Below are 21,059 nucleotides of genomic sequence, written 5' to 3'. Positions count from 1 at the left end.
AGCTCGGCCACCGCCGAGGTGCGCCGAGACGAGGATGCCCCGTCCGTCGTCACACCGTCACCAGGTCTTTGAGTTCCTCGTACCGTGCGTCGCCGATGCCGTTGACCTGGCGTAGATCGCTGACGGACCGGAAGCCGCCGTGCTCGTCGCGGTGCTCGATGATGCGTCGGGCCAGCACCGGCCCGACCCCGGGCAGCGTTTCCAGTTGGGACTGGCTCGCGGTGTTGAGATTGAGCCGGCCACCCGGGGCCGCGCCCGCCGCCGGGTCGGCACCTGGGGCGGCCCCCACCGCCGGGGTGGCCGCCGCCACGCCGACCAGGATCAACTCGCCGTCGGCGACCTTGCGGGCCGGGTTGAGCATGGCCACGTCCACTCCGGGCAACGCTCCGCCGGCTGCCTCGACGGCATCGGCGACCCGCGCACCGGCCGGCAGTCGCACCAGTCCGGGGCGCCGGACCTTGCCCGCCACCGCGACCACCACCTCGCCGGTCGCCTCACCGGTCGCCCCGTCGGCCTGCTCGTCTCCCGAACTGTCGGACGGGACCGCGGTGGGTGCGCCGGTTACCGCGCTGACCGGTTCGACCTGTGGTCGGGAGCGCCAGGTCCAGCCGGCGGCACCGAGCACCACCAGGACCGCGACCACGGCCAGTGCCCGAACCCCCCGCCGGCCCGGATCGAAGGCCCCCGGCCCCGGCAACCGCGACGCCGACGCGGCCTCGGCCGCGTCGAGCCCGGACCGCGAATCGGTCGACTCCGGCCCGACCGACGGCCCCGGATCAACCCACCCCGGCCCAGTCAGCCGGGCAGGCCCGACCATGGATGGCCCGGCCACGGTCGGCGGGAGGGGGTTCCGGTCGATGGTGGCGGGGCGGACGGGCAGCGGGACCGTCGGCCAGTCCAGCGGCGTGGAGGCCGCCACCGACGCCGAACGAGGGCCGCGCAGGCGGAACTCGGGCATGCCTGAGTCCTCGGATTCCGGCTCGGCCGCAGGTGCGTCGGGCACCACCGGTGCGTCAGCAGCGTGTTCGGCCGCGTCGGGCATGAGTCGCCACAGGCGCGCCCGTACCGCCGTCTCCTCGTCGTTGGACACCGCGCGAGGCTAGGACGATCGGGCCGGTGCCCGTTGGCCACGAACGCTTCGCTGTGGACAACCAGCGCCCTGTGGACAACGCCCTGATCATGCCCTCGATGTGCTAGTGCCTAGGCCGACTCCGGGTCGAGGCCGAGCACGCTGCGCCCACCGTCGACCGGCAGGATCACGCCGTTGACGAAGCCGGCGGCCGGCGACAACAGATACGCCACCGCCCCCGCCACGTCCTGCGGCTGTCCGATCCTGCCCACCGGGTGCAGCCGGGCCAACTCCGCCTCGATCCGTTGCACCTCACCGGCGTCCTGGCCGGCGAGGAACGCCTCGTGCCGCTCGGTCGTCACCGAGCCCAGCGCGACGGCGTTGCTGCGGATGCCGTACCTGCCGTACTCGACCGCGAGCGCCCGGGTCAGTCCTTCCACGGCGGCCTTCGCGGTGGCGTACGGCAGGCAGCCCGGCACGGGGCGGCTCGCCTGGTGGGACGAGACGTTCACGATCGCGCCAGGGGTCTCGGCGGCGAGGAAACGCCGTACGGCGGTGGCCGCCCCGACCACGGCGGGCCGCAGGTTGCGCGTGATCAGGTCGAACACCTCGCCCACCGGGGCGTCATGCACGGAGGCGTCCCGGAACACCGCGGCGTTGTTCACCCATCCGGTGAGCGGCTGGTGCCGTTCCGCCAGGTCGGCGGCCCGGTCTGTGACCGCCTCGTCGGCGGCGTCGCCCACCACGGCGGTCAGGCGGTCCGCGTGGGGATGCCCGGGCACCCAGGACACCACGTCGGCGTCCCGCTCGATCACGACCACGGTCTCACCAGCGGCGAGCAGGTGCTCGACGATCCCCCGTCCGATCCCCCGCCCGCCGCCGGTCACCACACAGGACATCCGCCACCCCGTTCACGCTTCACGGTCGTCGGTGGATCACCACGCAGGCCAGGCCGGGGCCGACGTGGGCGGCGACGGCCGCACCGGCCTCGGTGACGTACGTGTCGTGAAGTCGGTCGCCGAGCCGAGCCGTCAGCGCACCGAGCAGATCCTCGGCGCGTTGCGGCGCGGCGAGGTGGTGGACGGCGAGATCCACCTGTGCGTCGCCGGCCGCCTCGACGGCCAGGTCGACCAGGCGCGCCACCCCTCGACTGGCGGTACGCACCTTGTCCTTCAGCACGATGCCGCCGTCGGGCATGTGCAGGATCGGTTTGACCGACAGTGCCGTGCCGAGCAGCGCCTCAGCCGCGTTGATCCGGCCGCCCCGCCGCAGCAACTCCAGCGTGTCGACGTAGAAGAAGGTTGCGGTACGCCCCGCCGCGTCGACGGCCTCGGCGCGTACGCCTGCCAGGTCTACGCCCTGCGCGGCGGCCCGGGCCGCGGCGAGGTTCGCAAAGCCGAGGCCCATGCCGCAGGAGCGGCTGTCCACCACCGTCACCTGCCCGCCGAACTGGGCCGCCGCCAACTCGGCGGCCTCGACGGTGCCGGAGAGCGCGGCCGACAGGTGCACCGAGACGATCCCTTCCGCGCCGGCCTCCAGCAGGCTGCGGTAGGTGCGGGTGAACTGTTCTGGCGACGGGCGGGAGGTGCTCACCGAGACCCGTCGCGCACTCAGGGCCCGGGTGGCGTCGGCGGGGAAGACCTGCACTCCCTCCAGCCCTTCGACGCCGTTGAGCACCACGGTCAGCGGCACCACGGTCAGTCGGTGCGCCAGCACCAGTTCCGGTGGCAGATAGGTGGTGGAGTCGGTCACGACCGCGACGGGCATGCCGGCACCGTAGCGGATCATCCCCGCCCCCACCCCCACCGGTGCAACCCCGAAACCCTCCGTGGGCCCCGAACCACCTGGTTGATCAAGAGGTTTGCGTCACCGATCGACGCGACCACGACGCAAACCTCTTGATCAACTGCTCAGGCGGCGGCGCCGGCGGTGCGGTTCAGACGGGTTCGGTGGGGGGTGTGGTGATCGGGCCCACGTTGTGGGCGCGCAGGTGCCAGCCCTGTTCGGGGTGGTGGCGTAGTTCGGTCCAGTGGCAGTTGCGCAGGGGGCCGACGGTACGCAGCACGGCATGGTCCCAGCCCAGCAGGTGCCCGCAGCCCTGGCGCGCCGCGCCGCCGTGGGTCGCGACGACGATCGTGCCACCGGCCATCTCGTCGGCGATCTCGTGCAGGGCGGTGCCGATCCGCTTGCCCAACTCGTCGAGGGGTTCGACGTCCGCGCCGGGTGCCGGGTCACCGGCTCGCCAACGGGCGTACTCGTCGGGGAACTGTGCGGCGACCTCGGTGAGCAGCAGCCCCTGCCAATTGCCGAAGTGGCGTTCCCGCAGCCGGGCGTCGGAGCGTACCGGCAGGCCGGTGAGCGCGGCCAGCGCGGCGGCGGTGTCCGCCGCGCGGCTCAGGTCGCTGGCGACGATCGCGTCCGGACGCAGCGCCGCGAGCAACGGTGCGGCCTCGCGGGCCTGCTCCCGGCCGAGATCGTTGAGGGGGATGTCGGTCTGCCCCTGCACCCGGCTGGCGGCGTTCCAGTCGGTGTTGCCGTGCCGCCAGATCAGCAGCCGGGTCACTCGCCCGATCCGGCGGCGGCCTCGGCGCGAGCCAGGTCCCGGTCGACGAACGGAATGGTCGGGCAGTCCTTCCAGAGCCGGTCGAGGGCGTAGAACTCGCGCTCCTCGGTGTGCTGGACGTGCACCACGATGTCGACGTAGTCGAGCAGCACCCAGCGCCCGCCGCGCTCACCCTCGCGCCGAATCGGCTTCGCCTTGTCCGGCAGGTTGAGCAGGGCTTCCTCGATGGCGTCGACGATGGCCAGCACCTGCCGCTCGTTCGACGCTGCGGCGAGCACGAACGCGTCGGTGATGGCGAGCTGGTCACCCACGTCGATGATGACGATGTCCTGAGCCTTCTTGTCCGCCGCCGCCTGGGCTGCGGCGATCGCCAGCTCGTGAGCGCGCTCGGAAACTGTCACCGTTCTCCTTCGATCAACCGTGCGATACCCAAGCCTCTCACACGGCCCGCGAGTGCGACCCGCCAGTTTCAGCCCGGAATCGGCATTATCTATCGCATAAGTGGACGTATCACTGCTGATAGAGACGCCGTTTCGCGATGTACTGCACCACACCGTCCGGCACCAGATACCAGACCGGCTCACCGCGGGCGACCCGCGCCCGACAATCGGTGGAGGATATCGCCATCGCCGGCACCTGGACCAGGCTGACCGTGTCGGCGGGCAGGTGAGCGTCGGACAATGCGAATCCCGGTCGGGTCACCCCGATGAAGTGGGCGAGTTCGAAGATCTCGTCGAGGTTCTTCCAGCTCAGGATGCGTTCCAGCGCGTCCGCACCGGTGATGAAGAACAGTTGCGCCTTGGGCCCGTACATCGCGTGCAGGTCCCGCAGGGTGTCGACCGTGTAGGTCGGGCCGCCCCGGTCGATGTCCACCCGACTGACCTGAAAGCGTGGATTGGAGGCGGTGGCGACCACCGTCATGAGGTAACGGTCCTCGGCCGAACTGACCGGAAGATCCGCCTTCTGCCACGGTTCGCCGGTCGGCACGAAAATCACTTCGTCCAGCCCGAACCGGTCCGCGACCTCACTGGCGGCCACCAGGTGCCCGTGATGGATCGGATCGAAGGTGCCGCCCATGATCCCGATCCGCCGGTTGTCTTCCGTCACCCCATGATCGTAGTCCGAGCCGGCCTCATTTCAGGCTGGGCATGACGGACAGCTCACGTCCCGCCACGCAGATCAGGCAGTGGTGGCAGCCACCGCCGTCCGCGCCACCAGGGCACGACGCAGGTCGTCGTCGGCGTCGGTGATCACCCGGCGCAGGCCGGGCGTGAGGTCATCGCGGGACAGCAGCGCCGCGGCCGCCTCCCGGGTGGGCTGCGCCACCGCGTAGCGGGGGAAGGCGAGCTTCGCCACCTCGTCGGCCACCCAGGGCGTACGCAGCCGCGCCATGGCGGGCATGTCGGCGAAGAAACGCGGCACGTACTCGGCGGTCAGCTCGGCCTGCTCGGGCTGCCAGAAGCCGGTTGCGGTCGCCTCGATCAGCCGGTTGGAGACCGTGGTGTCGGTCACGATCATCTCCCATGCGGCCTGCTTGGCTGCCGGATCCGGCAACGCGGCTCGGCACCGCGCGGCATGCTCGGCACCTGCGGCGCTCCGATCGGCCGTCGCCTCCGCCTCGATCTCGGCCGCACCCGCCGCACCGAGCACCACCAGCCGACCCAGGATCTTCCAGCGCAACTCGGTGTCGATCGCCAGACCGTCCGGGACACCTCGGCCGTCGAGCCAGCCGGTGAGCAGGGCGGCGTCGGTGGTCGCGGCGATCCGGCCCCGCGCCGCGGCCAGCTGCATGGACCCGCCGGCGAGAGCGGTGTCGAGCATCCGCCGGCAGGCTTTGTCGATCACCGCCAGGGCGGTCTGCCGCATCGACGGATCGAGGTAACGGTCGACAAGCGAACGACTCAGGGCCAGCACGTCCTCGGCGATGATCACCTCGGTCTCGGTGGGCAGCGCCTCCCCGATCAGCTCCACCACCGCCATGACCGGCCGCTCACCGTCGGTCGCCGCGTCCAGCGCCTCGCCCCACAGCAGAGCGCGGGCCAACGGGTCGGTCAGCCGGGGAAGCAGCAGCGGCACCGCGTCGAACGAGGCAGGATCGAGACGGATCTTGGCGAAGGTGAGATCGCCGTCGTTGGGCAGCAGGACGGCCGACGCCGGCTCACCGGCCAACCGGTCGAGCACCGTCCGGCCACCGTCGGTGCTCGGATCCAGGTCGACCTCGAAGCGGTCGGCGCTGCCGTCGACGGCGTACCGTCCCACGCCGATGCGGTGCGGGCGCAGCACCGGATGCGTCGACGGCGCGGTCTGCAGGACCGCCACCTCCCGGTACCGGCCGTCGGCGTCCAGGGCCACCTCGGCCCGCAACGTGTTGACCTGGGCGGCACGCAACCACGCCTGCGCCCAACCGGCCAGGTCCCGCCCGCTCGCCGAGCCGAGGCTGGCGAGGAGATCGGCCAGGGTGGCGTTGCCGAACCGGTGGCGGGAGAAGTGGTCGTTCAGCCCGGCCAGGAAGGGCTCGTCGCCCAGCCACGCCACCAGTTGCCGCAGCACACTGGCACCCTTGGCGTACGAGATGCCGTCGAAGTTGAGCAGCGCCTCTGCCGCGTCGGACAGCTCGTCCGGAGCCACCGGATGGGTGGAGGGACGCTGGTCTGCCGCGTACCCCCACGCCTTGCGGCGCATGGCGAACGTCGTCCATGCCTGGTCGAACCGGGTGGCCTCGGCGGTGACCCGGGTGCCGAGGTATTCCGCGAACGACTCGTTGAGCCACAGGTCGTCCCACCACCGCATGGTGACCAGGTTGCCGAACCACATGTGGGCCATCTCGTGGGCGATGGTGGTGGCCCGCAGCTCCCGCTGGGTGTCGGTGACCGCGGATCGGAAGACGTAGTCGTCGCGGAAGGTGACCAGCCCGGGATTCTCCATGGCACCGGCGTTGAACTCCGGCACGAACGCCTGGTCGTACTTGCCGAACGGGTAGCGCTCGTCGAACAGCCTGTGGAAGCGGTCCAGGCACTGCTTGGTGACGGTGAAGATCTCCTCGGCGTCGGCGTCCAGGTGCTCGGCCAGGGAACGCCGGCAGTAGATGCCGAGCGGAACGCCGTCGTGCTCGTCGCGACGGACGTGCCAGGGCCCGGCGATCAGGCTGAACAGGTAGGTCGAGATCGGCAGGGTGGGGGCGAACTCCCAGCGCCCCGGCCCGGGCTGGGCGGCCAGGTCGGCGTTCGCCGCGACCGTCCAGTGTGGCGGTGCGGTGACCGAGAGGGTCACCGGGGCCTTCAGGTCGGGCTGGTCGAAGGCGGCGAAGATGCGCTGCACGTCGTCCAGGAAGGACATGGCGTAGAGGTAGGTCTCCCCGTCGGCCGGGTCGACGAACCGGTGCAGTCCTTCGCCAGTGTTGGTGTACGCCATCTCCGCCTCGACGGTCAGCGTGTTCTCCTCGACCAACCCGGTCAGGGCCAGCCGGTTGTCGTCCAGCGCGGCCGGATCGAGGTCGACGCCGTTGAGGCGTACGGCCAGCAGTTCCGCGGGCTTGACCTCGGCGAAGGTCTCGGTGCCGGTGGCGGTGAACCGGATCGTGACCTGCGACCGGAACCGCTCGCCGCCCCCGGTCAGGTCGAGATCCACGTGGTACGACTCGACGGCGATCGACGCGCCACGCGCGGTCGACTCTGCACGGCTCAGGCTCGGCATCCGCTTATCCTGCCGGATGGGGTCGCACGGAGCGCCCCCACCCACCGACGCTGGAGGACTGGACCATGACAACGCACCCCAAGGGCGACTTCGACCTCTCCCGGGCGGTCTGGCAGCGTGCCGAGGGGGACACCTCCGAGGCCGCCGTGGAGGTCGCCTTCGTCGACGACCTGATCGGCATGCGCAACTCCGCCGAGCCGGACGGCCCGGTACTGGTGTTCACCCAGGCCGAGTGGGACGCCTTCGTCGCGGGCGCCCAGGACGGCGAGTTCGACCTCGACTGACCGGCGGGACCCACCGCCCCGGTCGGCGGGCCCGACCCCGCCGTGCCGGACCGGGGCGATCCCTCAGACGACATCGCCATCACCCCACCCCAACCCACCGGGCCCCGGCGCGTGATGGAACCCCGGATGGCCGGCGACGTCGACGCAGCGCTCGCCGTCGGGGCCGACCGCCCCGCAGAACAGCCGCTCGGCCCGCCGCCAGTCCTCGGCCGGGGACACCGCAGCCGCCCCGAGCGCCACCTCGGCCCGCAACACGCTCAGCGCCTCCGCGTATCCGACCGCCGTTTCCCGGGCGGTCGCCAGATCAGGCGCGGTGAAGCCGAGGTGCGCGGTGAAGCACCGATCCGGCCGGACCACCCGCCGAGGCGGCCCGATCAGTGGTGGGTCGCCGCCACCACACAGCGCCCCGGCCATCCACCGCCGCCAGTGTGCCGGCCTGTTGTCCCGCATGCGTCCTCCCCCGCGTGCCCGCCGGCACACTTGCCGCACCCCGCCCCGCCGACGCTCCGCCGCAAGCCGGCCGGCCGACGCGGTGCGCACCGCCCGGGTGGGCGGCGTCGCCGACGCTGACCGCAGTCAACCAGGAACGTCTGCTCCCGGGAGGGGCCAGCTGGCCCACACTGCCGAATCGGCAACGGCCCACCTGGTGACGCCGGGGCCGCAGCCCCGGCGCGTCAGGCGTCAGGCCGGGTGCAACACCGTCCGCAGGCACCCGTCCTGCTTCTTCTCGAAGATCTCGTAGCCGCGGGCGCCCTCCTCCAGCGACATCGGATGGGTGGCCAGGTAAGCGGGATCGATCTCCCCGGCGACGAGCCGCTCCAGCAGCATCGGGATGTACCGCTGGGCGTGCATCTGCCCCATCCGCAGCACCAGGGCCTTGTTCATCGCCGCACCCAGCGGGAACTTGTCCACGAAGCCCGCGTAGACGCCGACGATGCTGACCGTGCCGCCCTTGCGTGCCGCCAGGATGGCCTGCCGGACCGACGTCGGCCGGTCCAGCTGCGTCCGGGTGGCCTGCTTCGCCCGGTCGTACGCGTACGCCGGGCCGACGTCGTGCGCCTCCATGCCGACCGCCTCGATGCAGGCGTCCGGTCCACGGCCGGCGGTCATCTCGCGCAGCGCCTCCAGCACGTCGGTCTCGGCGTAGTTGACCGTCTCCACACCGAGCCGGTCGGCGGCGGTGGCCAGCCGTTCCGGCAGCCGGTCCACCATGATGACCCGCTCGGCGCCGAGCAACTGGGCGGCGCGGGCGGCCATCTGACCTACTCCCCCGGCGCCCCACACCGCGACCACCTCGCCGCCGGTCAGGCCACAGAAGTCCGCGGCCATCCAACCGGTGGGCAGCGCGTCGGAGGCGAAGACCACGGAGTCGTCCGGTACGCCGTCGGGCACCTTGAACGCACCGATGTCACCGAACGGCACCCGGACGTACTCGGCGTGGCTGCCGGAGTAGCCACCGGCGGCGTGCGAGTAGCCGAGGATGCCGGCCGGTGAATGGCCCCACAGCTTCTCGGTGAACACCGGCTGCGGGTTGGAGTTGTCGCACAACGAGTACTGCTCGGTCCGGCAGTACCAGCAGCCGCCGCAGGCCACCACCGAGCCGACCACCACCCGGTCGCCGACGGCGATCCGTCGTACGCCCGGCCCGGTCTCCACCACCTCGCCCATGAACTCGTGGCCGAGGATGTCCCCCTCCCGCATGGCGGGCAGGAACCCGTTGATCAGGTGCAGGTCGGAGCCGCAGACGCTGCTGGCCCGCACCTTGACGATGATGTCCCCGTCCGCGCGTACCGTCGGCTCCGGCACGTCGCGCACCTTGAGTTTGCCGACTCCTTCCCAGCACAGCGCCCTCATGCCCGTCCTCCCGCCGACAGCCGCTCACGCACCTTGTCGGTGGCGCGCTCCTGCATCCGGCCACGACCGGACGGGTCACGTCGGGTCTCGATGATCTGACCGCACTCGATAAGCGACTTCACCCGGCGCAGCGTGTCACGCAGTCGCAGGTCCGGCTCGTGGTCACCGGCGAGGCCGAGTACCCGGCGCAGCGGACCGGAGCGGTACCGCAACTCGGCCCGGATCTCGGTGCCCCGGCCCTGCGGGGCTGTCACCAACTCCACCGTGCCCTGCTGTTCGGGCCCGTCGGTGACCTGCCAGCTCAATCGGCCCGGACCGGTGACGGTGATATCGGCCCGCCACTCGACGCCCTCGCCCGAGTCGTCGCGCGCCACGCACCGCCAGTGTTCGTCGTCGATCCGTTCCAGGGTCGCCCACTCGGCCAGGGCACGGTCGAGCCGTTCCTGGTCGGTCCAGAAACCGATGACCGCCTCGACCGGCCGGTCGACCGTCACCCCGCGCCGCACCACGTACCAGCCGTCCTGCTTGACAGGCTGGTGCCGATGTCGCCGCCGGGCCACCGCCCGGCCGACGCCGACCGCGGTCACGGTGGCGGCACCGAGCAACGCCCACCTCGCACCCTTGCTTGTCGTCATGTCTCCTCCACTCGGACGTCCGGCGTTGAACCGTCCACTCCGAGCGCTACCCGGACAGCGGTCGACGAAACGACACGTCAGGCGCTTCCGGTCGACAGGTGCCGGGTCGTGTCTGATTGGTCGTTTCGCTGCGGGAGCACCGCTGGGCTTACGACAATGGAGGACCAACGGGCCGGCGAGATCGCCAGGCCGGTGCCCAGCCTCGCCGCCCCCTCGGCCGCGCGCGTATCCAGATCCACAGGGGTGACATCAATGGCGCATCACGCACGCCGCGGTCGGCCCGGACGTAGCCGCGTCCAACTCGCCGCCCTGGCCGTGGCAGCCCTCTTCCTGGTCCTCGGCGTGGCAGGCTTCATCCCCGGCATCACCACCGGGTACGGCGACATGACCTTCGCCGGGCACCACTCCGGCGCGAAGCTGCTCGGCCTGTTCCAGGTCTCGATCCTGCACAACCTGCTGCATCTCGGCTTCGGCCTGATCGGGCTGGTGCTGGCCCGCCGGCTGGCCGGCGCGCGGATCTTCCTGACCGCCGGCGGGGCCGTCTACCTGGCCCTGTGGCTGTACGGGTGGGCGACCGAGGACGACAGCAGCGCCAACTTCATCCCGGTCAACGGCGCGGACGACTTCCTGCACCTCGGGCTCGGTTTCGGCATGCTGGCCCTGGGCCTGCTGCTGTCGAACAACGTCGGCACCGGCGGTCGACTCGACGATCCCCTCGACCGCCCCTGATCTTTCGCAGCGGCGGCCGTCGGCCTACTCGGCGTCGTCCGCCGCGATGGCCGCCGTACCCTCGGTGGCCGCCGTACCCTCGGGTGCCGCCTCCACCTCGTCGGCGGGCCGCTGCCGGCGAGCCTTGCGGGCCGCCAGCCGTTCGGCCGCGCTCGCCCGGGTCGACTTCTCCTCCAGCCGGATGTCACGTCCCCGGCTCCCGGGCGTGAACTCGGCACCCGCGTAGAGGGTCGGCTGCCAGTCGAACTCCCGCTCACCGATGCGGACCAGGTCGCCCGGTTGGGCGCCCGCCCTGGCCAACTGGTCCTCGACACCGAGTCGGGCCAGCCGGTCGGCGAGGTAGCCCACCGCCTCGTCGTTGTCGAAGTTCGTCTGGCGCACCCACCGCTCGGGTCGGACACCCCGCACGGTGTACGAGCCGTCCTGCTCCGCCTCGATGGTGAAGCCGGCGTCGTCGACCGCCTTCGGCCGGAGCACGATCCGGGTCGGCTCGGTCGGCGGCGCCGCGGCGCGCGACTGCTCCACCAGCTCCGCCATCGCGTAGGTGAGCTCCTTGAGCCCTTCCCGGGTGGCTGCGGACACCTCGTAGACCCGCAGTCCGCGCGCTTCAAGGTCGGGCCGGACGATGTCGGCCAGGTCCCGCCCGTCGGGCACGTCGATCTTGTTCAACGCGACCAGTCGGGGCCGGTCGGCCAGACCGCCGTACTCCGCGAGTTCCGCCTCGATGGTGTCGATGTCGGCCAACGGGTCCCGACCCGGCTCCAGGGTCGCGGTGTCGATGACGTGCACCAGCACGGCGCACCGCTCGATGTGCCGGAGGAACTCCAGCCCCAGGCCCTTGCCGGTGGCCGCACCGGGGATCAGGCCGGGCACGTCGGCCACGGTGAAGGTGTGGTTGTCGACCCGGACCACACCGAGGTTCGGTACCAGGGTGGTGAACGGGTAGTCGGCGATCTTCGGCTTGGCTGCGGAGATCACCGAGATCAGCGACGACTTACCGGCCGACGGGAAACCCACCAGACCGACGTCGGCGACGCTCTTGAGTTCCAGCACCACGTCCAAGTGCTCACCCGGCTCGCCCAGCTCGGCGAAGCCGGGGGCCTTCCGGCGGGCGTTGGCCAACGAGGCGTTGCCCCGGCCGCCACGACCACCCCGGGCCACCTCGAAGGTCGTGCCGGCACCCACCATGTCAGCGAGCACGGTGCCGTCGAGGGTCTGCACGACCGTGCCGTTGGGCACTGTGATCACCAGGTCCGCGCCGTTGGCGCCGTCCCGGTTGGAACCGGCACCCCCGCGACCGTTCTGCGCCTTGATGTGCGGGCGGAAGTGGAAGTCGAGCAGCGTGTGCACCTGCGGGTCGACCACCAGGGAGACGCTGCCGCCGTGCCCGCCGTTACCCCCGTCGGGGCCGCCGAACGGCTTGAACTTCTCCCGGTGGATCGAGACACAGCCGTGCCCACCGTCGCCGGCCTGCAGGTGCAGGACGACCCGGTCAACGAACATCGTCACGCCGCAATCCTTCCAGCGGGGAGCAGCCCCGCATCTGAAAAGGCGAAGCGGGCCGGGACATCAGGTCCACGGCCCGCTCACGCCGGAGAGTTACTGCTGCGGCACGATGCTGACGGTCTTGCGACCGCGCTTGCTGCCGAACTGGACCGCACCGGCGGCCAGCGCGAAGAGCGTGTCGTCTCCGCCGCGGCCGACCAGGTCACCGGGGTGGAACTTGGTGCCACGCTGCCGGACGATGATCTCGCCCGCGCTGACGACCTGACCACCGAAGCGCTTCACGCCGAGCCGCTGGGCCGCGGAGTCCCGGCCGTTACGCGAGCTGGACGCACCCTTTTTGTGAGCCATCTTGAGACGACCTACTTCCCGCTGGAGATGCCGGTCACCTTGACCTGGGTCAGCGGCTGGCGGTGACCCTGGCGCTTGTGGTAGCCGGTCTTGTTCTTGAACTTGTGGATCCGGATCTTCGGGCCCTTGGTGTGTGCGGCGATCTCGCCGGACACCTCGACCTGCGCGAGCTTGGCCGCGTCGGTCACCAGGTCGTCACCGTCGACGAGGAGCACCGCGGCGAGCTTCACCGCGTCGCCGGGAGCACCGACGAGCTTCTCGACCTCGATCACGTCGCCTTCGGCGACCTTGTACTGCTTGCCGCCGGTCTTGACGATCGCGTACATCGGAGGCGCACTCCCTGTCGTTGAGGCTGCTAGCGTCTTTACCCACCGTTGCCGGTCGGTCGTCCCCGCGGCGGCTCGCCGGGTAGCAGAGGCACGGCGGCGCGGGCACGCGAGAACTCGGCACACAAGGGTGCGCCGCAGGCAAGCGTACGCCATGCCTGCCCTGCGCCCCAAACCGCCCCCGCCCCACGCCGGGCACGGCCCGGCGGGGAGCACGCAGCAGCCCCTCCTCGCGGACGTCACCGCAGGGAGGGGCCACCACGAGCATGCTCAGGTCAGGGCCGGGTACGGCGCCGAGCACCGGCCCGGCGGGAGCGCCGGCGACCGGAGCCGCTGTCGTCCTCGTCGTCCTCGGCGAGCGCATCCGGGTCGTCCGGTGCGGCCAGCCGAGCCGACTCACCCTGCTGACTGTCGGCGACGTCCGGCGTGGCCGGGGTCTCCGCCTCGTAGCGCGACAGGTCGTAGCCCATGGTGTCGTGGTAGTCGGCGTCGGCGCTGCTCGTGTCGTCGACCTCGGCGACCTCCACCACGGCCCGCTCGGCCGCAGCGCTCTTGCGAGCCCGACGCCGGGACGAGGCGGTCGGCTGCTCCGCCGTCGTCGGCGCAGCGGCCGAGGCGACCGCCTTGACCTTCTCCGCGCCACCGGAGCGGGGCTTCTCCGGCACCGGCTCGGTGTGGATCACCAGGCCTCGGCCCTTGCAGCACTCGCAGGTCTCGCTGAACGCCTCCAGCAGACCGGCGCCGATCCGCTTACGGGTCATCTGCACGAGGCCCAGCGAGGTGATCTCGGTGACCTGGTGCTTGGTACGGTCCCGGCCCAGGCACTCGGTCAACCGGCGCAACACCAGTTCCCGGTTCGACTCCAGCACCATGTCGATGAAGTCGATCACCACGATGCCGCCGATGTCGCGCAGCCGCAGCTGACGGACGATCTCCTCGGCCGCCTCCAGGTTGTTGCGGGTGACCGTCTCCTCCAGGTTGCCGCCGGCACCTGTGTACTTGCCGGTGTTGACGTCGACCACGGTCATCGCCTCGGTCCGGTCGATGACCAGGTGGCCGCCGGAGGGCAGGAAGACCTTACGGTCGAGCCCCTTGAGGATCTGCTCGTCGATGCGGTACTCGGCGAAGACGTCAGTGGTGCCCACGTGCCGGCGCAGCCGGGCGAGCAGGTCCGGCGAGACGTGCGACAGGTACGACTCGACCATGTCGTACGACTGGTCACCCTCGATCACCAGCTCGCGGAAGTCCTCGTTGAACAGGTCCCGGACCACCCGGATGACCAGGTCCGGCTCCTCGTAGAGCAGCACCGGCGCGCCGCCCTCGGCGGCCTTGGCCTGGATGTCCTCCCACTGCGCCTGGAGCCGCTTGACGTCGCGGGCCAACTCGTCCTCGCTGGCCCCCTCGGCCGCGGTCCGGACGATCACCCCGGCGCCGTCGGGCACCAACTTCTTCAGCACGTCACGCAGGCGCTTGCGCTCGGTGTCGGGCAGCTTGCGGCTGATCCCGGAGGCGTTGCCGCCGGGCACGTACACCAGGTGCCGACCCGAGAGCGCGACGTGGCTGGTCAGCCGGGCGCCCTTGTGTCCGATCGGGTCCTTGGTGACCTGCACCAGCACCGAGTCGCCGGACTTGAGGGCCTGCTCGATCGAGCGGGCCCGACCCTCCAGGCCGCTGGTGTCCCAGTTGACCTCTCCGGCGTACAGCACCGCGTTGCGACCGCGACCGATGTCGACGAACGCCGCCTCCATGCTGGGCAGCACGTTCTGCACCTTGCCGAGGTAGACGTTGCCGGCCATGGTGCCGGTGGAACTGCGGGTGACGTAGTGCTCGACCAGCACGCCGTCCTCGAGCACCGCGATCTGGGTGCGGTCACCGCGCTGGCGTACCGCCATCACCCGGTCGACGGCTTCCCGGCGGGCCAGGAACTCGGACTCGCTGAGGATCGGCGGGCGCGTACGGCGCTGCTCACGACCGTCCCGACGGCGCTGCCGCTTGGCCTCCAGCCGGGTCGAGCCGGAGACGCCCTGCACCTCGTCGACCGTACGACGGGGCTCCCGGATCTTCACCACGGTCGGCACGCCGTCATCGGCGGCGCCCTCGGTGTCACCGGCACCGCGCCGACGACGCCGACGACGCCGACGGGTCAACCCGTCGCCTTCGGTGTCGTCGCCGTTCTCGTCGGTCTCGGCCTCGGCCTCGGCTTCGGTCTCCCCCGCCTCGCCGTCCTCGGTCGCGGTGGCCTCCTCGGCCTCGCCGTCCTCGGCCTCTTCCGCGCCACCCTTGCCGCGTCCCCGGCCCCGACGACCACGCCGACGGCGACGTCGGGCGCTGGCGGACTCCTCGTCCTCGTCCTCCTCGGCGGCCTCCTCGGCCTCCTCGACGGCGGGTTCCTCGTCGGCCTCGACCGTCACGACCGGCTCGGTCTCGCGCCGGCTGCGCCGCCGGCGGCGGGAGGGTTCGGCCGGTTCCTCGGCGACCTCCTCCTCGGCCTCCAGCGCGGCGGCGGCGATACGGGCCGCGGTGATCTCCTCGGGGGCCATGAACAGCACCGTCGGGGCGGTGAGCGCGGCCCGTCGGCGGCGCGACCGAGGCTCCGGCTCCGCGACCGCCTCCGGCGCCGGTGGCACCTGCGTCACCGGTGGCGGCACCGCGCCCGGTGCCGGCTCTGCCGCCGCGCCCGCGGTCGGCGTCTCCGCCGTCGGCTCGATCTCTTCGGTGGACTCGTCAGGTGCGGGGGCAGCGCTCTCGGCCGGGACGGCTGCGGCTCCGAAGTCGGTTCCGGCGGCGGGTTCGGCCGCGGTCTCCGGCTCTTCGGCGCTCGGCACCTCGGCCGGGGTCTCGACGGCCGGCTCGACCGCCGCGGGCGTGGCCTTCCGCCGCCGGGTACGGGTCACCTTGACCGGCGGTACGACGTCACCGGCGGTCGCCTCGACCTCGGCAGCGGCCAGGGGCTCCTCGGTGCTCTTCGCCGCGGTGGTGGCCTTGCGGCGTCGCCGCGTGGTCTTGGGTGCGGCGTCGAGGTCACCGGAGACCGGGGCGAAGACCTCTGCCTGCGGGGCTTCCGCACTGCCCACGGCCGGCGTGTTCTGCGCGTCCACCGGGGCGTCGGTCTGCTCGGGCTGGCTGACCGGGGTGGCGCGCCGCCGGGTGGTCCGCCGCCGGGGCGGTGTCTCGCCGGTGGGCACGCCGGCCAGGTCGGCCGTACCGCTCACCGTGTCGGTGGCGTCCTGTGACGTGGTGCCACCCGCTCCGGGGGCAGTGGTCTCCTGCGGCGCAGCGGTGCCGCCGGCCCCGCTCGCCGCGTCGACGGTGGTGGGCTCGGCGGCCGGGTTCGCACCGGTCTGTTCGCCGCCCTCGGGCTCGTTCTCGAGCATGGACGTTCTCCAGTTCTGGCTTCCCCGGGCGCGGGTGAGCGCTGCCACGCAGGGATGCCGCAAAAGGTGTTTCCCCGGGCGCACGGCGTGCGCGACCGGCGAAGTCTGCCTGCCTGGACGCCAACCGTCGGTCAGCGTCCGCCGATGGTTGCCCCGTCGCGGTCCGCGTCCAGCGGATCCACGATCGCACCCTGCGCGGTCAGCGTGCCCTGAGCCAGCCGGATCACCTTCGGGGCCACCGGCGGCTCCAGGCCGGCCACCACGCGGAGGCCGGAAAGGACGTCATCGGGTCGTACGGACGGGGTGACCTGCCGTACAACCAGTTCGAGTATCGCACACGGTACGGCTGATGCCTCGGAAGGCGTCGCCGATGCAACGTCCACATCGATGGAGATGACTGCGGCCCGCGCGTCGAAGGTGCGCCGGCCCTGTTTGGTCATCCGCTCGACCTGGACCTCCTCGGCGGCGCTGAACGCGGCCACGGCCTTGGCGAGCACCTCCGGATCGACCTGCGGCAACTCGACGCGCCACTGGGACGCCTCGATCCGGTCGGCCAACCCGCTGCCGGTGGCCACCACGGCGTCGAGCACGTCGATGCCGGGCGAGAGCGCGGCGTCCAGCGCCAGACGCAGCGCGTCGGGATCGACCGGTTCACGCAGGCCGATCTCCAGGTACTCGGCCTCGCTCGCCACCCCGGTCGGCGCCGCACTGGCGTACGAGATCTTGGGGTGCGGGGTGAAGCCCTGCGAGAAGGCCATCGGCACGCCGGCGCGGCGCAACGCACGCTCGAACGCCCGGGCGAAGTCCCGGTGCGAGGTGAACCGCAACGGGCCGCGTTTGGCGTACCGGATCCGCACACGCTGCACGACCGGCGCCTGGCCACCTTCGGGCTGTGGTCTCTTACTGATCTTCATGCTCCTCGTTGAGAGACCCGATCAGATCACTGCTGGGCGCCGGTGGGCAGCTTCAGTCCGTTGACCGGGGTCAACGGGAGCAGCTTCCGGCCGGTGGGGCCGATCTGGATCTCGGTGTCCATGGTCGGGCAGACGCCGCAGTCGAAACACGGTGTCCACCGGCAGTCGTCCTGCTCGTACTCGCTGAGCGCGTCCTGCCAGTCCTGCCAGAGCCAGTCCTTGTCCAGGCCCGAGTCCAGGTGGTCCCAGGGCAGGACCTCCAGCTCGTCACGCTCACGGGTGGTGTACCAGTCGAGGTCCACGCCGAAGGTCGGCAGCACCTCGGCGGCGGCCTCCACCCAGCGCTGGTACGAGAAGTGCTCGCTCCAGCCGTCGAACCGGCCGCCGTTCTCCCAGACCTTGCGGATCACCGCGCCGACCCGGCGATCGCCCCGGGACAGCAGGCCCTCGATCAGCGACGGCTCACCGTCGTGGTAGCGGAAACCGATCGCGCGGCCCAGCGAGCGGTCCGCGTTGATCGCCTGCTTGAGCAGCTTGAGTCGGCCGTCGATGACCTCCGGCCGTTCCATCGCCGCCCACTGGAAAGGGGTGTGCGGCTTCGGCACGAACCCGCCGATGGAGACCGTGCAGCGGATGTCCTTGGAACCGGTGGCGGCCCGGCCGGCCCGAATGACCTCGTGGGCCATGTCGGCGATCTCCAGGACGTCGGAGTCCGTCTCGGTGGGCAGGCCGCACATGAAGTAGAGCTTCACCTGCCGCCAGCCGTTGGTGTACGCGGTGACCACCGTACGGATCAGGTCGTCCTTGGAGACCATCTTGTTGATGACCTTGCGGATCCGCTCCGACCCGCCCTCCGGGGCGAAGGTCAGACCGGTCCGCCGCCCGTTGCGGGACAGCTCCTGGGCCAACTCGATGTTGAACGCGTCCACCCGGGTCGAGGGCAGCGACAGCGACACGTTCGTGCCCTTGTACTGCTCGGCCAGGCCGGAGCACATGTCGCCGATCTCGGAGTGGTCGGCCGAGGAGAGCGACAGCAGCCCCACCTCGTGGAAGCCGGAGAACTCCAGCCCCTGCTGCACCATCTGCCCGACGGTGGTGATGGACCGCTCGCGTACCGGTCGGGTGATCATGCCGGCCTGGCAGAACCGGCAACCCCGGGTGCAACCCCGGAAGATCTCCACCGCGTACCGCTCGTGCACCGTCTCGGCCAGCGGTACCAGAGGCTTCTTCGGGTACGGCCAGGCGTCCAGGTCCATCGTCGTGCGCTTGTGCACCCGGAACGGCACGTCCGCCCGGTTCGGCACGACCCGCTGGATCCGGCCGTCGGGCAGGTAGTCCACGTCGTAGAAACGCGGCACGTAGACGCTCTCGGTACGCGCCAGCCGCAGCAGCAGCTCGTCGCGGCCACCCGGGCACCCCTCGGCCTTCCAGTCCCGGAGAATCGCGGTGATCTCCAGGACCGCCTCCTCGCCGTCGCCCAGCACCGCGGCGTCGACGAAGTCGGCGATGGGCTCCGGGTTGAACGCGGCGTGCCCGCCGGCCACGATCACCGGGTCGGCGTCGGTCCGGTCCGCCGCGAGCAGCGGGATGCCGGCCAGGTCGATCGCGGCGAGCAGGTTCGTATACCCCAGCTCGGTGGCGAACGACACGCCGAACAGGTCGAAGTCGCGCACCGGCCGGTGCGCGTCGACGGTGAACTGCGGCACGCCATGGGCGCGCATCAGCTTCTCCAGGTCCGGCCAGACCGCGTAGGTCCGCTCGGCGAGGGTGTCGGGCAGTTCGTTGAGCACCTCGTAGAGGATCTGCACGCCCTGGTTGGGCAGGCCGACCTCGTACGCGTCCGGGTACATCAGCGCCCAACGTACGGTCGCCGAGTCCCAGTCCTTGACCACTGCACCCAGCTCGCCACCGACGTACTGGATGGGCTTGGTCACCTGGGGCAGCAGCGGCTCCAGCCGGGGCCACACGGAATTGGCCGCGACGGGGCGCGGTGTGGTGGACGGGACGCTCATGATGCCCAAGGGTACGCGCCCGCCCGTCGACGGCCGCGCCACACCTGTCCCCCCGGCACGCCGGGCCACCGGTCCCCCTCAAGCGGCCGACCACCGGGACCGGACGCGGCCTGATTCGGACACGCTGGCACGACGGTACTAACCTCGGGTCGGCGTGAGAGGAGATTGCCGCGATGCCGGAGCCGCAGCCGGGTACCGACCGGCCGGTCGACGGGAACCGGCCGGACGCACACCGCGACGGGGAGCCCGCGGTCACCCAGGAACAGCCCACCCCGGTGGTCCTCGGGGCCCCCACCGGCCCTGACGGCACCCAGGTGCTGCCTGCCGACGCGCCCGACCCCACCCGCCCACCGCGTGACGCGGACCAGCCGACGCGGGAGGACAACCCCGTCGGTAGCGACCCCACGGCAGCCCCGCCGGCAGACGCCGATGCCACGGCACCGACCGCCACCGCACCGGGACAACCCGACGACGAGCCGCGCAGCCCCGGGCAGGCCGCCAGCGGCTCCGGTGACGCGCAGCGCACCGCAATCGACCCGGGCGACGCGCACCCCACCGCCATCGACCCGGGCGACGCGCAGTCCGCCGGCACTCCGCCGACGGCTGTCGGTCCGCAGGGCACCCGCCTCATGCCGCAACCGCTGCCGGACGAGGAGCCCGCGCCGCGCTGGAGCGGGTCGGCCGCCGTACCGCCGGCAGCGCCGCGCCGCCCCAGTTGGGGCGAGTCGGCCGAGCCGACCCCGCCGCCACCGGCCGCCGCGGCCCACCAGCCGGAGCACCAGACCCCGGTCGACCCGTGGGCGGGGGTCGACACCAGCGGATGGGAACTGCACTCGGCCGACTTCCCGGCGCTGCCGCCGACACTGTCCTACCCGGCGCCACCGCCGACCACGCCGTACTCCGGACCACCGGCCCACCAGCCACCGCCCGCCAACTTCCCCCCGCTGGCTCCCCCGATGCCACCGGCACCTCCGGCGTATCCGCAGGCAGGCTATTCGCCGCCACCGGCTCACCAGGCGCCCGCGCCGTCCGCGCGTCCCGCCGCCCGACCGCCGGCCCCGGTCGGGCCACCACCACCGCCCGCCCGAGGGCGAAAGGCGAAGAAGCTGCCACCGGCCGCGCCGCCGCCCGGCTGGCAACCGCCCCCCGGGAACGTCCGGGCCCGCAAACGACGCCGCTGGCCCTGGGTGCTGCTGCTGACCCTGGCGTGCTGCTGCGGCTGCCCGGCCTACTACGGCATGCCGATGGCCACCCAGTACCCGGCAGATGCGGCGCTACCCAGGCAGGTGGCGGATCTGCGCCTGCGGGAGGATCCGCGCAACGCGCAGACCGCCCGGAAACTGGAAGCCCAGACGCGCCAGGCGCACCTGCTCTCCGACAACATCTTCGCCGGGGTGTACACCACGAGCGTCGGCAAGCGGGTGACGGTGTTCGGTGGCACCGGATTCCGACTCACCCCCTCCTCCGACGCCGACGCCGAGATCGAACGCCTCACCGAGGAGTACTCCCTCGGCGCGGCGGAGGTGGTGGACAGCGGCGTCCGGGGGCGGCACGGGCGCTGCGCGGTGGGCAACTCCGACGGCGTCGGGGTGGTCGTCTGCACCTCCGTCGACCACGGCAGCCTCACCACCGCGGTGTTCACCGGCCTCTCGGTGGACGACAGCGCCCGGCTGCTCGACACCCTGCGGGAAGAGATCATCACGCCTGCCTGACCTGAACCGGTTTCCACCCCGGCCCGCGCCCGCTCGGGGG

Annotated in this window: 19 protein-coding genes; 3 read left to right on the top strand and 16 right to left on the bottom strand. The window is 71.8% G+C overall.

What is annotated here, in order from left to right; all coding sequences use genetic code 11:
* Positions 1-49 precede the first annotated feature (49 nt).
* The 7 genes from Vgi01_RS00150 to pepN form a co-directional block, all read right to left on the bottom strand.
* Positions 50-1,090 (bottom strand): ComEA family DNA-binding protein, encoded by a 1,041-nt coding sequence (locus Vgi01_RS00150; protein WP_373306825.1) that lies wholly within the window; start codon positions 1,088-1,090, stop codon positions 50-52.
* 110 nt (positions 1,091-1,200) lie between these two features.
* Positions 1,201-1,968 carry an SDR family NAD(P)-dependent oxidoreductase gene (locus Vgi01_RS00145; protein WP_204289771.1) on the bottom strand — a complete coding sequence of 256 codons (768 nt, stop codon included), beginning with the start codon at positions 1,966-1,968 and terminating at the stop codon, positions 1,201-1,203.
* A 19-nt stretch (positions 1,969-1,987) separates the two neighbouring features.
* A complete protein-coding gene (locus Vgi01_RS00140; protein WP_102659222.1) occupies positions 1,988-2,836 on the bottom strand; it encodes a DegV family protein in 849 nt (282 codons plus the stop codon).
* A gap of 169 nt (positions 2,837-3,005) precedes the next feature.
* Positions 3,006-3,632, bottom strand: coding sequence for a histidine phosphatase family protein (locus Vgi01_RS00135; RefSeq protein ID WP_102659204.1), 627 nt, complete (start codon positions 3,630-3,632; stop codon positions 3,006-3,008).
* Positions 3,629-4,033 carry a ribosome silencing factor gene (gene rsfS / locus Vgi01_RS00130; protein ID WP_204289770.1) on the bottom strand — a complete coding sequence of 135 codons (405 nt, stop codon included), beginning with the start codon at positions 4,031-4,033 and terminating at the stop codon, positions 3,629-3,631. The genes Vgi01_RS00135 and rsfS overlap by 4 nt, the downstream gene beginning before the upstream one ends.
* 109 nt (positions 4,034-4,142) lie before the next feature.
* On the bottom strand, positions 4,143-4,739 hold the full coding sequence (gene nadD, locus Vgi01_RS00125) for a nicotinate-nucleotide adenylyltransferase (protein ID WP_043721701.1): 597 nt from the start codon (positions 4,737-4,739) through the stop codon (positions 4,143-4,145).
* A gap of 72 nt (positions 4,740-4,811) precedes the next feature.
* Positions 4,812-7,325: an aminopeptidase N gene (gene pepN / locus Vgi01_RS00120; RefSeq protein ID WP_102659206.1), complete on the bottom strand. Its 2,514-nt coding sequence runs from the start codon at positions 7,323-7,325 to the stop codon at positions 4,812-4,814.
* A 65-nt stretch (positions 7,326-7,390) separates the two neighbouring features.
* Here pepN and Vgi01_RS00115 point away from each other — a divergent pair, with 65 nt between their 5' ends.
* Positions 7,391-7,609 (top strand): DUF397 domain-containing protein, encoded by a 219-nt coding sequence (locus Vgi01_RS00115; RefSeq protein WP_012014682.1) that lies wholly within the window; start codon positions 7,391-7,393, stop codon positions 7,607-7,609.
* A gap of 63 nt (positions 7,610-7,672) precedes the next feature.
* Here the strand turns inward: Vgi01_RS00115 and Vgi01_RS00110 are convergent, their stop codons facing one another.
* The 3 genes from Vgi01_RS00110 to Vgi01_RS00100 all read right to left on the bottom strand — a co-directional run bounded on the left by Vgi01_RS00110 (position 7,673) and on the right by Vgi01_RS00100 (position 10,098).
* Positions 7,673-8,059 (bottom strand): hypothetical protein, encoded by a 387-nt coding sequence (locus Vgi01_RS00110; RefSeq protein WP_204289769.1) that lies wholly within the window; start codon positions 8,057-8,059, stop codon positions 7,673-7,675.
* A gap of 231 nt (positions 8,060-8,290) precedes the next feature.
* Complete coding sequence (locus tag Vgi01_RS00105) at positions 8,291-9,463, bottom strand: zinc-dependent alcohol dehydrogenase (RefSeq protein WP_102659208.1); 1,173 nt, start codon at positions 9,461-9,463, stop codon at positions 8,291-8,293.
* The gene (locus Vgi01_RS00100) at positions 9,460-10,098 is read right to left on the bottom strand and encodes an SRPBCC family protein (protein ID WP_102659209.1); all 639 of its coding nucleotides are present in this window, start codon (positions 10,096-10,098) and stop codon (positions 9,460-9,462) included. The genes Vgi01_RS00105 and Vgi01_RS00100 overlap by 4 nt, the downstream gene beginning before the upstream one ends.
* 252 nt (positions 10,099-10,350) lie before the next feature.
* Here Vgi01_RS00100 and Vgi01_RS00095 point away from each other — a divergent pair, with 252 nt between their 5' ends.
* Positions 10,351-10,827 carry a DUF4383 domain-containing protein gene (locus Vgi01_RS00095; protein WP_102659210.1) on the top strand — a complete coding sequence of 159 codons (477 nt, stop codon included), beginning with the start codon at positions 10,351-10,353 and terminating at the stop codon, positions 10,825-10,827.
* 24 nt (positions 10,828-10,851) lie between these two features.
* Here the strand turns inward: Vgi01_RS00095 and obgE are convergent, their stop codons facing one another.
* The 6 genes from obgE to Vgi01_RS00065 form a co-directional block, all read right to left on the bottom strand.
* The gene (obgE, locus tag Vgi01_RS00090) at positions 10,852-12,336 is read right to left on the bottom strand and encodes a GTPase ObgE (RefSeq protein WP_204289768.1); all 1,485 of its coding nucleotides are present in this window, start codon (positions 12,334-12,336) and stop codon (positions 10,852-10,854) included.
* Positions 12,337-12,426: 90 nt separating this feature from the next.
* Positions 12,427-12,681 (bottom strand): 50S ribosomal protein L27, encoded by a 255-nt coding sequence (rpmA, locus tag Vgi01_RS00085; protein WP_013735421.1) that lies wholly within the window; start codon positions 12,679-12,681, stop codon positions 12,427-12,429.
* An 11-nt stretch (positions 12,682-12,692) separates the two neighbouring features.
* The gene (gene rplU, locus Vgi01_RS00080) at positions 12,693-13,007 is read right to left on the bottom strand and encodes a 50S ribosomal protein L21 (RefSeq protein ID WP_013735422.1); all 315 of its coding nucleotides are present in this window, start codon (positions 13,005-13,007) and stop codon (positions 12,693-12,695) included.
* A 275-nt stretch (positions 13,008-13,282) separates the two neighbouring features.
* The gene (locus Vgi01_RS00075; protein WP_204289767.1) at positions 13,283-16,381 is read right to left on the bottom strand and encodes an Rne/Rng family ribonuclease; all 3,099 of its coding nucleotides are present in this window, start codon (positions 16,379-16,381) and stop codon (positions 13,283-13,285) included.
* Positions 16,382-16,512: 131 nt separating this feature from the next.
* Entirely contained in the window at positions 16,513-17,247 is a 735-nt protein-coding gene (locus Vgi01_RS00070) for a TIGR03936 family radical SAM-associated protein (protein ID WP_275409837.1), read from the bottom strand.
* 74 nt (positions 17,248-17,321) lie between these two features.
* Positions 17,322-19,307 carry a TIGR03960 family B12-binding radical SAM protein gene (locus Vgi01_RS00065; protein WP_102659214.1) on the bottom strand — a complete coding sequence of 662 codons (1,986 nt, stop codon included), beginning with the start codon at positions 19,305-19,307 and terminating at the stop codon, positions 17,322-17,324.
* 173 nt (positions 19,308-19,480) lie between these two features.
* Here Vgi01_RS00065 and Vgi01_RS30365 point away from each other — a divergent pair, with 173 nt between their 5' ends.
* Entirely contained in the window at positions 19,481-21,019 is a 1,539-nt protein-coding gene (locus tag Vgi01_RS30365; RefSeq protein ID WP_275409836.1) for a hypothetical protein, read from the top strand.
* The last annotated feature ends 40 nt before the right edge of the window (positions 21,020-21,059 follow it).

It is taken from the genome of Micromonospora gifhornensis, assembly GCF_016863515.1.
In the GTDB taxonomy this organism is placed as follows: Bacteria; Actinomycetota; Actinomycetes; order Mycobacteriales; family Micromonosporaceae; genus Micromonospora; species Micromonospora gifhornensis.
This window is presented reverse-complemented; position numbering and strand designations above follow the sequence as displayed.